This is a genomic window from Paraburkholderia sp. J41 (genome assembly GCF_905220235.1).
GTDB lineage: Bacteria > Pseudomonadota > Gammaproteobacteria > Burkholderiales > Burkholderiaceae > Paraburkholderia.
In genome coordinates this window covers 1-12,233 of the sequence record NZ_CAJMZE010000039.1, presented here as the reverse complement: position 1 = coordinate 12,233, position 12,233 = coordinate 1, and the positions used below count along the sequence as shown (strand labels likewise).

At 63.0% G+C, this 12,233-nt stretch carries 11 protein-coding genes and 1 pseudogene; 6 read left to right on the top strand and 6 right to left on the bottom strand.

The genetic code is table 11. The features are described from left to right. Positions 1–89: 89 nt before the first annotated feature. From bfr to U5805_RS27350, 4 genes are all read right to left on the bottom strand, one after another. Positions 90–566 (bottom strand): bacterioferritin, encoded by a 477-nt coding sequence (gene bfr, locus U5805_RS27365; protein ID WP_322106641.1) that lies wholly within the window; start codon positions 564–566, stop codon positions 90–92. Between the two features lie 207 nt (positions 567–773). Next, positions 774–2,297, bottom strand: coding sequence for a fumarate hydratase (locus U5805_RS27360; protein ID WP_322106640.1), 1,524 nt, complete (start codon positions 2,295–2,297; stop codon positions 774–776). Positions 2,298–2,356: 59 nt separating this feature from the next. Next, entirely contained in the window at positions 2,357–2,977 is a 621-nt protein-coding gene (locus tag U5805_RS27355) for a TIGR00645 family protein (RefSeq protein ID WP_322106639.1), read from the bottom strand. A 448-nt stretch (positions 2,978–3,425) separates the two neighbouring features. Then, positions 3,426–4,334: a DMT family transporter gene (locus U5805_RS27350; RefSeq protein ID WP_322106638.1), complete on the bottom strand. Its 909-nt coding sequence runs from the start codon at positions 4,332–4,334 to the stop codon at positions 3,426–3,428. Between the two features lie 355 nt (positions 4,335–4,689). On the opposite strand from U5805_RS27350, the gene acs reads away from it, so the two are divergent. The 6 genes and pseudogenes from acs to U5805_RS27320 all read left to right on the top strand — a co-directional run bounded on the left by acs (position 4,690) and on the right by U5805_RS27320 (position 10,976). After that, entirely contained in the window at positions 4,690–6,672 is a 1,983-nt protein-coding gene (gene acs, locus U5805_RS27345) for an acetate--CoA ligase (protein WP_322106637.1), read from the top strand. Between the two features lie 145 nt (positions 6,673–6,817). Beyond that, on the top strand, positions 6,818–7,183 hold the full coding sequence (locus U5805_RS27340; protein WP_322106636.1) for a DUF4212 domain-containing protein: 366 nt from the start codon (positions 6,818–6,820) through the stop codon (positions 7,181–7,183). Continuing rightward, positions 7,180–9,198, top strand: coding sequence for a sodium:solute symporter family protein (locus U5805_RS27335; protein WP_322106635.1), 2,019 nt, complete (start codon positions 7,180–7,182; stop codon positions 9,196–9,198). Before U5805_RS27340 ends, U5805_RS27335 begins: the two co-directional genes overlap by 4 nt. A 66-nt stretch (positions 9,199–9,264) precedes the next feature. Beyond that, positions 9,265–9,723: a hypothetical protein gene (locus U5805_RS27330; RefSeq protein ID WP_322106634.1), complete on the top strand. Its 459-nt coding sequence runs from the start codon at positions 9,265–9,267 to the stop codon at positions 9,721–9,723. Positions 9,724–9,938: 215 nt separating this feature from the next. Further along, positions 9,939–10,028, top strand: a pseudogene (locus U5805_RS27325) (hypothetical protein); the annotation flags it as partial. A 9-nt stretch (positions 10,029–10,037) separates the two neighbouring features. Next, positions 10,038–10,976, top strand: coding sequence for a site-specific integrase (locus U5805_RS27320; RefSeq protein ID WP_322106633.1), 939 nt, complete (start codon positions 10,038–10,040; stop codon positions 10,974–10,976). A gap of 66 nt (positions 10,977–11,042) precedes the next feature. Here U5805_RS27320 and U5805_RS27315 read toward each other — a convergent pair whose 3' ends face one another. Together U5805_RS27315 and U5805_RS27310 are read right to left on the bottom strand one after the other, a co-directional pair. Then, positions 11,043–11,537, bottom strand: a complete 495-nt coding sequence (locus U5805_RS27315; protein ID WP_322106632.1) for a hypothetical protein — start codon at positions 11,535–11,537, stop codon at positions 11,043–11,045. Then, positions 11,534–12,233 (bottom strand): N-acetylmuramidase family protein (locus U5805_RS27310; RefSeq protein ID WP_322106631.1); only part of this gene is annotated, 700 nt, incomplete at its 5' end. The genes U5805_RS27310 and U5805_RS27315, both read right to left, overlap by 4 nt.

Sequence of the window (12,233 nt, the reverse complement as noted above, 5' to 3'; positions counted from 1 at the left end):
GTTCAAGAAAGTGGGCGGGAAAGGGTTGGGCGGGGTTGGGCGGCGTACACGCCGCCTGGCGGATGCGCACCCGCCAGGCGGGCGGCTGCTTATTCTGCCGAGCCCATCATGGTTTGCTGGTAGTTCTGGATGCCGACCTTGCCGACGAGGTCGATCTGCGTTTCGAGCCAGTCGATGTGTTCCTCGGTGTCGTCGAGAATCTTCACGAAAATCTCGCGCGAGACGAAGTCGCGCACCGATTCGCAATAGACGATGGCTTCCTTGCAGGTTGCTTGCGAGATGTACTCGAGCTTGAGGTCGCATTCGAGCACTTCCTGGGTTTCCTCGCCGATCAGCAGCTTGTGCAGGTCTTGCAGGTTCGGCAGGCCGTCGAGCATGAAAATGCGTTCGATCAGCCAGTCGGCGTGCTTCATTTCGCCGATGGATTCGTCGTATTCATGCTTGCCGAGTTTCTCGAGTCCCCAATGCTTGTACATGCGCGCATGCAAAAAATACTGGTTGATCGCAGTCAGCTCGTTCTTGAGCTGCGCATTCAAAAACTCGATAACTTTCTTGTCGCCTTGCATGATCGTTTCCTTCCTGTGGGGCGTGGTTTTCAACTCTGGTTTCGAACAATAAACGCTCAATACGCAAATGCCAAGGCCGAATCCCGGCTGAAATCAAACACTTGCGTGTGGTGAGAATTAATCTCGTTACGTTTTGCGCCTGCCAAAACAAAAACCGGGGCAAGGGCCCCGGTTTTCAGTTTTCGGCGTGAAACCGAATGATACACATCATGCCGTCGCGACGGGGATTTTCCCGATCTTCGCTTGCCACTCGGCGGGGCCGGTCTTGTGAACCGAGGTGCCGGACGAATCGACCGCGACCGTCACCGGCATGTCCTGCACGTCGAACTCGTAGATGGCTTCCATGCCGAGGTCTTCGAATGCGAGGACCTTCGAGCCGCGAATGGCTTTCGATACGAGATACGCCGCGCCGCCCACGGCCATCAGGTAAGCGGCCTTGTGCTTCTTGATCGCCTCGATGGCGACGGGGCCGCGCTCGGCCTTGCCGACCATCGAGATCAGGCCCGTTTGCGAGAGCATCAGCTCCGTGAACTTGTCCATGCGCGTGGCCGTGGTGGGGCCGGCCGGGCCGACCACTTCGTCGCGCACCGGATCGACCGGGCCGACGTAATAGATCACGCGGTTCTTGAAGTCCACCGGCAGTTTTTCGCCCTTCGCGAGCATGTCGGCGATGCGCTTGTGCGCGGCGTCGCGGCCCGTGAGCATCTTGCCCGAGAGCAGCAGCGTCTGGCCCGGCTTCCACGAAGCGACTTCCTCCGGCGTGAGCGTGTTCAGATCGACGCGCTTGCTGGTTTCGGTGTTCGGCTCCCAGTTGACCTTCGGCCAGGCGTCGAGCGAGGGCGCTTCGAGCTTCGCCGGGCCCGAGCCGTCGAGCACGAAGTGCGCGTGGCGCGTGGCGGCGCAGTTCGGGATCATCGCCACGGGCTTGGACGCCGCGTGCGTGGGCGCGGCCATGATCTTCACGTCGAGCACGGTGGCGAGTCCGCCCAGTCCCTGCGCGCCGATGCCGAGCGCGTTGACCTTCTCGTGCAGTTCCACGCGCAGCTCCTCGATCCAGTCCTTCGGGCCGCGCTTGATGATGTCCTGAATGTCGATGGACTCCATCAACGATTCCTTCGCCATCAGCATGGCCTTTTCAGCGGTGCCGCCGATGCCGATGCCGAGCATGCCCGGCGGGCACCAGCCCGCGCCCATCGTCGGCACGGTCTTGAGCACCCAGTCGACGATCGAGTCGGACGGGTTGAGCATCACGAACTTCGACTTGTTTTCCGAGCCGCCGCCCTTGGCCGCGACTTGCACGTCCACCTTGTCGCCCGGCACGATCTCGTAGTGGATCACGGCCGGCGTGTTGTCCTTCGTGTTCTTGCGCCCGCCTTCGGGCGGCGAAACGATCGACGCGCGCAGCACGTTGTCCGGGTTCAGATAACCGCGGCGCACGCCTTCGTTGATCATGTCGGTCACGCCCATCGTGGCGCCGTCCCAACGCACGTCCATGCCCACCTTCACGAAGATCGTGACGATGCCGGTGTCCTGGCAAATCGGGCGGCGGCCTTCGGCGCACATGCGGCTGTTCGTGAGGATCTGCGCGATGGCGTCCTTCGCGGCCGGGCTTTCTTCCAGCTCGTAGGCGCGGCCGAGCGCCTCGATATAGTCCTGCGGATGGTAGTAGCTGATGTACTGGAGCGAATCCGCGATGCTCTGGATCAGGTCTTCCTGCTTGATGACAGTCATGATGGGCTTTTCGTGGGGACGGTGTTTCGAATCGGTTTTGTGCCGCGGCAATAGCGTATTCAGCTTGCCTGGTCGTTCGCGACGGCGCGCTGCACGGGGTGGCGCGCGGCGAGTTCCTGGTAGTGCTCGGGGTGCGTGTGCGTGGCGAGACGGTCGATCCACGCCATCACCAGCGCGGAAACGAGGAACGCCACGTGGATGATCACCTGCCACATCACCGTATGCGTGGAAGCCGCGTCGGGATTGATGAAGGTCTTGAGCAGATGGATCGACGAGATGCTGATGAGCGCCATTGCGAGCTTCACCTTGAGCACGCCGGCGTTCACGTGATCGAGCCATTCGGGCTCGTCGGGATGGCCTTCCAGGTTCATGCGCGAGACGAAGGTCTCGTAGCCGCCCACGATCACCATGATGAGCAGGTTCGAGATCATCACCACGTCGATCAGGCCGAGCACGGCCAGCATGATGCTGGTTTCGTCGAGCGTGGTGGCGTGGCTCACGAGGTGCCACACTTCCTTCAGGAACAGCACGCAATAGACGACTTGCGCGACGATCAGGCCCAGATAAAGCGGCACCTGAAGCCAGCGGCTCATGAAAATAAGGCTGGGCAGGGGACGCATGCGGCGCGGGGCGTTACCGGGTGCGCCGCCGGAAGGCGGCTGGGAGCGTGCAGCGGACATGGGCGATCACGAGGGCGAATTCATGCGGAGCCGCCGGGCGCGCACGGGGCGCATCGAAAGCGCCGCCGCGGCGCGAGGGGCCGGGCGGGCGATATTGTACAGCGTCGGCGGACCGGCTCGCCGGCAGGCCGGCAGGGCGCGGCCGGTCCCGCACGCCGGTTTGTGCCGGTTTGCGCCTCTCTGTGCCGCTTTCTGCCGCTTTGTTCCGCTCGATCCCGCTTCGTCCCGATTGGTCCCGCTTGATCCCATCCCGCTTGATCCCGCTTCGTTCCGCATCCTTTCCGCCTCGTGCCGCCTCGTGCCGCCTCGTGCCGCCTCGTGCCGCCTCGCGCCGGTTCGCGCCGCCTTCCTCTCGCGCCGCGCCGGTCCGCGCGCGCACGCCGCGCCGTACGCAAAAGCCGCGCGCAAGACCATCGCCGGAACGACACGGCGCGCTGCGCCGCGCGCCTTAAGAGGCCACCGGCGGCACGCGCCGGGTCTTGAGGCTCGCCAGCGCGATGCCGGCCACGACGCACGCGAGCGCCACGCCGTGCGCGGGCGTGGGCCGTTCGCCGAGAAATACGATGCCGTAAATGGCCGCCGCCACCGGCAGCACCGCCGTGAACACGCCCGCGATGCTGCCCGGCACGTGGCGAATGCCCATCATCCAGAGGCAGAACGAGAACACACTGGCCGAAAGCCCGTACCAGAGCGCGAGCCACCAGATGCCCGCGGGCACGCTCGCGAGCGCCGGCGAATGCGCGAACGCGAGCGCGCTGGGCAGGCCCACGGGCAGCATCAGCAAGAAGCCGAACAGATGCGTGTAGGCGCAGATATCGAGCGGCGACAGCGTTTGCGTGAGGCGGCGCGACAGAATCACATAGAGCGACTCGCAACACACGGCGCCCAGCACCATCAGATTGCCGGCGAGCGAGTTGCCGGCCGCGCCGCCGCCTTCGCCCGCATGCGAAACGTTGATGACGGCGATGCCCGCGATGGCGAGCGCGATGGAGGCGAGCGTGCGCGCGTCGGGGCGCTCGCGCAGAAAAAGCCACGCGAAAATCGCGATCACGGCCGGGATGGTGCTCGTGATGACGCCCGCGGCGACGGCGCTCGTGCGATGCACGCCGCCCAGCATCAGCAGCGTAAACCCGAATGTACCGAACAGCGCCTGGAGGAACAGATTGAGCCATTCGCCGCGCTTCACGCGCCGCATTTTCGCGGCGCGCAACAGCGGCCCGAGCACGGCGAGCGCGATCACGAAGCGCAGGAGCGCAAAGAGCGGAACGGGTACGAAGGCGACGATCGACTTGCCGATGCCGACGTTGCTGCCGACGAGCAGCATCGACGCGACGAGAAATAATGAATAGCGATTCAAGCTGGAATCCGGGCGCACAGTTCAGTTAGCATTCTAAATGTCTGCTTACCGCCGCGCCACGGCGCGCCCTCGTGCCGCCGCGCGGGAGCCATGCCGCGCGTGCCCGCGAGCGCACGTAAGTGGCCGGTAAGTTGCTACGCTTAATCTTGCCGGCATGGGCGAAACGCGCCGCGCGAGCAATGCGCATGGCCCATGCATGCTGCGGCGCCGCAACGCCTTGCGCGCGGCGCAAGCCAAACAGCGCGCGTTCGCCTCGCGAGGACGGACGGCGCACGGAGACGGCGCGCGCGGGCATCGAAGATGGTGCCGCGCGCGTTCATGAGTTCGATGTTTCATCTTCACCAAGGGGTTGTCGATGTCTGCGATTGAATCGGTTCTTCAGGAACGCCGTGTTTTTGCGCCGTCCGCGCAAACGGCGGCGGGCGCCACGGTGTCCGGCATGGACGCGTACAAGGCGCTGTGCGCCGAAGCCGAGCGCGATTACGAAGGCTTCTGGGCGGGCCTCGCCCGCGAAACGCTGACGTGGCACAAGCCCTTCACCGACGTGCTCGACGAATCGAAGGCGCCGTTCTACACGTGGTTCGCGGACGGCGAACTGAACGCCTCGTACAACAGCCTCGACCGTCACGTCGAAGCGGGCAACGGCGAGCGCGTCGCCCTCATCTTCGAAGCCGACGACGGCAGCGTGACCAACGTCACCTACAAGGACTTGCTCGCGCGCGTCTCGCGTTTCGCCAACGCGCTCAAGAAGCGCGGCGTGAAGAAGGGCGACCGCGTGGTCATCTACATGCCGATGTCGGTCGAAGGCGTGGTGGCCATGCAGGCTTGCGCGCGCATCGGCGCAACGCATTCGGTCGTGTTCGGCGGCTTTTCGTCGAAGTCGCTCAACGAGCGCGTGGTGGACGTGGGCGCGGTCGCGCTCATTACGGCGGACGAGCAGATGCGCGGCGGCAAGGCGCTGCCGCTCAAGAACATCGCCGACGAAGCGCTCGCCATGGGCGGCTGCGACGCGGTGCATAGCGTGATCGTCTACCGGCGCACGGGCGGCAAGGTCGCGTGGACCGAAGGCCGCGACCACTGGATGCACGAACTCTCGCAAGCCGAGAGCGACACCTGCGCGCCGGAGCCGGTGGGCGCGGAACATCCTCTCTTCATTCTTTATACGTCGGGCTCGACCGGCAAGCCGAAGGGCGTGCAGCACAGCACAGGCGGTTATCTGCTGTGGGCGGCGCAAACCATGAAGTGGACCTTCGACTGGAAGCCCACGGACGTATTCTGGTGTACGGCCGACATCGGCTGGATCACCGGCCACAGCTATATCGCCTACGGGCCGCTCACGATCGGCGCCACGCAAGTCGTGTTCGAAGGCGTGCCCACGTTCCCGAACGCGGGTCGCTTCTGGCAGATGATCGAGAAGCACAAGGTCACGCTGTTCTACACGGCGCCCACGGCCATCCGCTCGCTCATCAAGGCGAGCGAAGCCGATGCGAAGGTCCACCCGAAAAGTTACGACCTGTCCTCGCTGCGCATTCTCGGCACCGTCGGCGAGCCGATCAATCCCGAAGCGTGGATCTGGTATTACGAAAACGTGGGCGGCAAGCGCTGCCCGATCGTCGACACCTGGTGGCAGACCGAAACCGGCGGCCACATGATCACGCCGCTGCCGGGCGCGACGCCGCTCGTGCCGGGCTCGTGTACGTTGCCGCTGCCGGGCATCATGGCCGCCATCGTCGACGAAACCGGCCAGGATGTGCCGAACGGGCAGGGCGGCATTCTTGTCGTGAAGCGCCCGTGGCCCGCCATGATCCGCAATGTCTGGGGCCAGCCGGAGCGCTACAAGTCGGGCTATTTTCCCGACGAACTCGGCGGCAGGCTCTACCTCGCCGGCGACGGCAGCGTGCGCGACAAGGACAGCGGCTACTTCACGATCATGGGCCGTATCGACGACGTGCTGAACGTCTCGGGCCACCGCCTCGGCACGATGGAGATCGAGTCGGCGCTGGTGGCCAATCCGCTCGTGGCCGAAGCCGCCGTGGTGGGCCGCCCCGACGACACGACCGGCGAAGCCGTGGTGGCGTTCGTGGTGCTCAAGGCCACGCGTCCGCAGGGCGACGAAGCCGTGAAGCTCGCCAACGATCTGCGCGCGTGGGTCGGCAAGGAGATCGGGCCGATCGCGAAGCCGAGGGACATCCGCTTCGGCGAGAACCTGCCGAAAACGCGCTCGGGCAAGATCATGCGCCGCCTGCTGCGCTCGCTCGCGAAGGGCGAGGCGATCACGCAGGACGTGTCCACGCTCGAAAATCCGGCGATTCTCGATCAGCTCGGCGAGTCGCTGTAAAAGCGGCTTTCCGGGTTGTGCAGCGCGCGGCGGCCGGGATTTGCGCCGCGCGTTTGCCTCGTTCTTGCGGCGGCCCGCGGCGGTTTCCCGTTCGCACCGCATTCTTCCCGATTGCCGGCCCGATGCGTTTTTGCTACACAGGCGCATGGCCGCGCCACACACTCCGCCGCAACACAATCTCAACCCCTTGCCCGAGCCGCCGCCGGTGAGCGAGGCGATGGCGCTCGCGCATCGGCGTTACTGGCGCTTCAACATCGCGTTGATCGCCGTGCTGATGACGCTCGGCTTTCTCGTTTCGTTCGTTGCGCCGCTGTTCGCGCACGCGCTTGCCGGCGTGCGCTTCGCGGGCTTCAGCCTGCCGTTCTATCTCGGCGCGCAAGGCGCGATACTGATCTATGTGCTGCTGGTTGGCGTGTATATCGTGCTGATGCAGCGCGCGGACCGCGAGTTGCAGGCCGCGCTCGAAGCCGACATCGCCATTCGCGGGGCGAGCCGGGCCCAGCAGCGATGAAGCTCGCGCATCGGCTCATTCGCTCGTACGCGTTCTATACGCTCGGCTTTCTCGCCTTCGTCTACGTGATGTGGCGCATCGAGCTTTCGACCGGGCCCGGCATGTGGATCGGCTACGTGTTCCTGTTCGTGCCGATTGCCGTGTACGCCGTGATCGGGCTGCTCTCGCGCACTTCCGATCTGGTCGAATACTACGTGGCGGGGCGTCGCGTGCCCTCGGTGTTCAACGGCATGGCGACGGCCGCCGACTGGCTCTCGGCCGCTTCGTTCATCGGCCTCGCGGGATCGCTCTACGCAAGCGGCTACGACGGCCTCGCCTACCTGATGGGCTGGACCGGCGGCTATTGCCTCGTGGCGTTCCTGCTCGCGCCGTATGTGCGCAAGCTCGCGCGCTACACCATTCCGGACTTTCTCGGCACGCGTTTCTCGAGCAATCTCGTGCGCGGGCTGGCCGTGCTCGCGACCATCCTGTGTTCGTTCGTCTATCTCGTCGCGCAGATCCAGGGCGTGGGCTTGATCGCAACGCGCTTTATCGGCGTGGACTTCGCCATCGGCATCTTCTGCGGGCTCGCGGGCATTCTCGTGTGCTCGTTTCTGGGCGGCATGCGCGCGGTGACGTGGACGCAGGTCGCGCAATACATCATCCTCATTGCGGCGATCCTGATTCCCGTTTCGATGATCGCGCATCGCGACGGGCTCGGCTGGCTGCCGCACGCGCAATACGGCACGGTGATGCAGCGCGTGGAAACGCTCGAGCGCGAAGTGCGCGCCTCGCCCGACGAAGCCAAGGTGCGCGACGAATACGGCCGGCGCGCGGCGCTGTGGCAATCGCGCCTCGACGCGCTGCCGCAGTCGTATGTCGAGGAAAAAACGCGTCTCGTGCAGGCGCTGGCGGACTTGCGCCGCCACAACGGGCCGCTGCGCGACGTCGACGCGCTCGAACGCGAGCTGAGTGCGTTTCCGCGCGACGTGGACGCGGCGCGCATGGTCTGGACGCGCCAGCGCGACGATCTGCTCGAGCGCGCCGCGCCGCCCGTGCCGATGAACGCGCCGTTCCCCGACGAAAGCGAAGCGGCGCGGCGCGTGCATCAACGCAACTTTCTTTCGCTGCTGCTGTGTCTTTCGCTCGGCACCGCGAGTCTCCCGCACATACTCACGCGCTACAACACGACGACTTCGGTGGCTTCGGCGCGCCGCTCGGTGGGCTGGACGCTTTTTTTCGTCGCGCTGTTCTACTTGACGGTGCCCGCGCTCGCAGTGCTCATCAAGTTCGAGATTCTCACGCACCTCGTGGGCCGGCGTTTCGACGACCTGCCGCATTGGGTGATGCAGTGGCGGCGCATCGAGCCGTATCTCATCAGCATTGCGGACGTGAACGGCGACGGCATCGTGCGCTGGAGCGACATTCAGATGCAGCCCGACATGGTGGTGCTCGCCGCGCCGGAAATTGCCGGATTGCCGTATGTGATGTCGGGATTGATCGCGTCGGGCGCGCTCGCGGCGGCGCTTTCGACGGCGGACGGCCTGCTGCTCACGATCTCGAACGTGCTCTCGCACGACGTGTACTACCACATGGTCGACCCCGAGGCGTCGAGCCAGCGGCGCGTGACGATGTCGAAGATCCTGCTGCTTGGCGTGGCGCTGTTCGCGTCGTGGGTGGCCTCGCTGAACGCGGGCAACATTCTGTTCCTCGTGGGCGCGGCGTTTTCGCTGGCGGCGTCGAGTCTTTTTCCCGTGCTCGTGCTGGGCGTGTTCTGGAAGCGCACGACGCGCATCGGCGCCGTGGCCGGCATGATCGCGGGACTTGCCGTGTGCGTGTACTACATCGTGTCGACGTATCCGTTCTTCACGCAGTTGACGGGCTTCGCGGGCGGACGCTGGTTCGGCATCGACCCGATCAGCTCGGGCGTGTTCGGCGTGCCGGCGGGCTTTCTCGCGGCGATCGCGGCAAGCCTGCTCGACCGCAAACCCGATGCGTACACCGTCGCGTTGGTCGATTACATCCGGCATCCGTGACGCAGGCGGTCGCTGTGCGGGCGACGACTCAAGCTTCGCGCGAATCGGCCGATAAACGCGTGCAGGATGGCGGCGGCCGCGCCAAGGTACAATTTCGCGCGCCGCGCGTGCGCGCCGTGGGTGCGCACCCATCCCGCCTTATGCCACTCATTCGGGGTTCGATTGAAACGCCTTGCCCACAGCCTCTGCTTCGTTCTGACCGCCTGCGCGGCAAGCAGCGCATTCGCCGACTGCTGGGGTAGCGCGGCCTTCCAGAGCTGCCGCGACGCATCGGGCAACACCTACGTGGTGCAACGTTACGGCGACGCGTCGCAGGTGCCCGTGTACACGCAGGACGCCGAAAGCCCGTCGAAGCAGCTCTATAACACGCGGGGCAGCACCACGTTCATTGACGGCGCCGCCGCCGATGGTTCGACGTGGAACGAAACGGTGAAGAACTACGGCAACGGCAGCCGGACGATTACCGGCATGGACGGCGATGGCCTGGTTTACAACATGTATTGCGATTCGTTCGGGTGTCGTTGAGGGGCTTTCGTTCGTCTCTTGCGCCTGGCGCCGGAGTGCGCTCGCTCCCGAAAACGCTGGCAGCGCATTCCGTGCAGTGCCGATTCAGGATGACTACCCGAAACTCGATGGCACTTTGCTTTGGGTCGCGTCGGGTGCGGTTCGTATGGAATGGTTACCGTTGATGCTAACGGGGTTGATGCTCACCCCAGGCAAAACGGGGCAGCAAGTGGACACTGCGCTTTACCAGTCCGACAACGGGCAAGCGCCGCGATGCGGGCCTCGGCGTCTATCCCGAAGTCTCGATTGCCGACGCCCGCGACAAGGCGCTCGCCATGCGTCGCCAGATCGACGCGGGCAAAGACCCGATTGAGGAGCGCGGCCGCGAACAGCAGGCCGCCAGCATCGCGGCGGCGGCACTGACTTTTGAAAAGGCCGCGCGCGAGGTTCACGAAGAACTCAAACCCGGCTGGAAAAACCAGAAGCACGCCGCACAGTGGATCAGCACGCTTGAAACCTATGTGTTCCCGAAGCTCGGCAGCAGGCCGCTTGATGCAGTCACGCCTGCCGATTGCGCCGAAGTCTTGCGGCCTATCTGGCTTGAGAAAGCGGAGACTGCGAGCCGCACCCGTCAGCGCATGCACACCGTCATGCAATGGGCGTGGGCGCACGGCCACATTGCGGCGAACCCGGTTAGCGTGGTCGATTACCTTTTACCGAAGCAGAACGCGAAGAAGGAACACCAGCCCGCGATGCCGTGGCGTGCCATACCGGCATTCGTGGAAGCGCAGCTTAACGATAGTGAACCCGGCGACAACACGCGCGCCGCGATGCTATTCGCGATTCTGACGGGCGCGCGTAGCGGCGAAGTGCGCGGCGCGACGTGGGGCGAGTTTGACCTCGACGCCGCTATGTGGACCATCCCCGGCACAAGAATGAAGGCGAAAGAGCCGCACCGCGTCCCGCTCTCGTCGGCGGCGCTCGCGCTCGTCAAGCGGCTCAAAGAGTCAAAGCACGAATCCCTGGTGTTTCCGTCGCCGCGCGGCAAGGTGTTACCCGATATGACCTTGACGGCGCTCCTGCGCCGCGTGAAGGCAAAGAGCGATACGCCGGGGCGCGTCGCGACGCTGCACGGGTTCCGCTCCAGCTTCCGCGATTGGGCCAGCGAACACGGCTACGCCCGCGACCTTGCCGAGCGGGCGCTTGCTCATAAGGTCGCGAACAAGGTTGAAAGTGCATATCACCGCACCTTCTTGAGCAGCGCCGTCCGATGATGGAAGCGTGGGCGGCGCATGTGTGTGGACTGTCTAATTGTTTAACAGTAACACAGAAAATAAAACTCAAGGACATCCAAGCGCGCTACTTCTATCGCACTTTAAATCCTTGAGAATTTTTTTCATGTTATCTGCCACCCGCGAGTGACATTCAATCTGGGTTTCATTATCTCCATTCTTGGAAACGGCGACGCCATATTTTATGGCTGGCTCCTCGGTCGCATCGTAATTTTTGAACACAGAATATTGATATTCGGCAACGGCAAAAGAAATTCTTGTATAGTCAACACTTGGTCGAAAATAGTGATTAGCATAAAAGCCATTTTCACCCCCAACTCTTGCTGAATACGACATCTCCACTCGCCTTAATTTACCGTACCGATAGGATATTAGCTTGTCGCGCTCGTCCACACACAAGGAAATAATTTTCGATGCTGTGGTAGCGCAGGAAAAAATCACGGTCTCTGTTGGCGCACACAATGAAGGTGCAGCCACAGCTATTCCGCAAACTATGTTGCTCAAAAAAATTACAATACAAAATACAGTTATCTTTGATTTCATTCTCCGCTGGCCTCCCTATAATTGTTAGCGATAATTGTGTCGTAGCCCTGTTGAGCCGATCTGTTGTATCGAATAGCAAATGCGTGCCAATCCTTATTGCAAATAGCCCTCTTTAATACTGAATCTGCTTTAATGAATGAAACGAATGCCCGCAGTTGGTTGGCCTCCGATTCGCTCACTGATGCAACATAGTCTTGCACACTTTGGAAGCCAGTCGCCCTGAAATTTTTCCCTAATATCTGGAATCTCCCCCAGGAAGCGGAAGCCAGTGCTGCATTTGGATCAAGTGCATAAGCTTCCAGTAATTTTTCATATTGAATCGCCTTGGTCCCATATCCCCCCTGCGTGGAATTCGAAATACGTGGGTGACTTTGGTCGTATATTCCTTGAGTAGCACGATGAAATAGGTGCCGCTCGAAAAGGATGGCTGGCACCGGATCATCCCCAGACGCTAAATCTTGGCCGGGCCTAAAGTAAGGACCTGACGAGCCGGTTTCCGTTTTCGCAACTGCCTTGATAGCTCTGGCCTCACAACCTAGTTCGGCAGCAGCGTCCGTGTAGTCCTGTTCATTAAGCGAGCGGCCATTGGACTTCTGCAAGAACTGAAGCTCAATTCGTTGCCCTTGAATAGTAACGAATGGGTGTGCGGCGCTGCCGGCAAAATTTCCCACCAATCCGATTGGGTGAATATGCCAG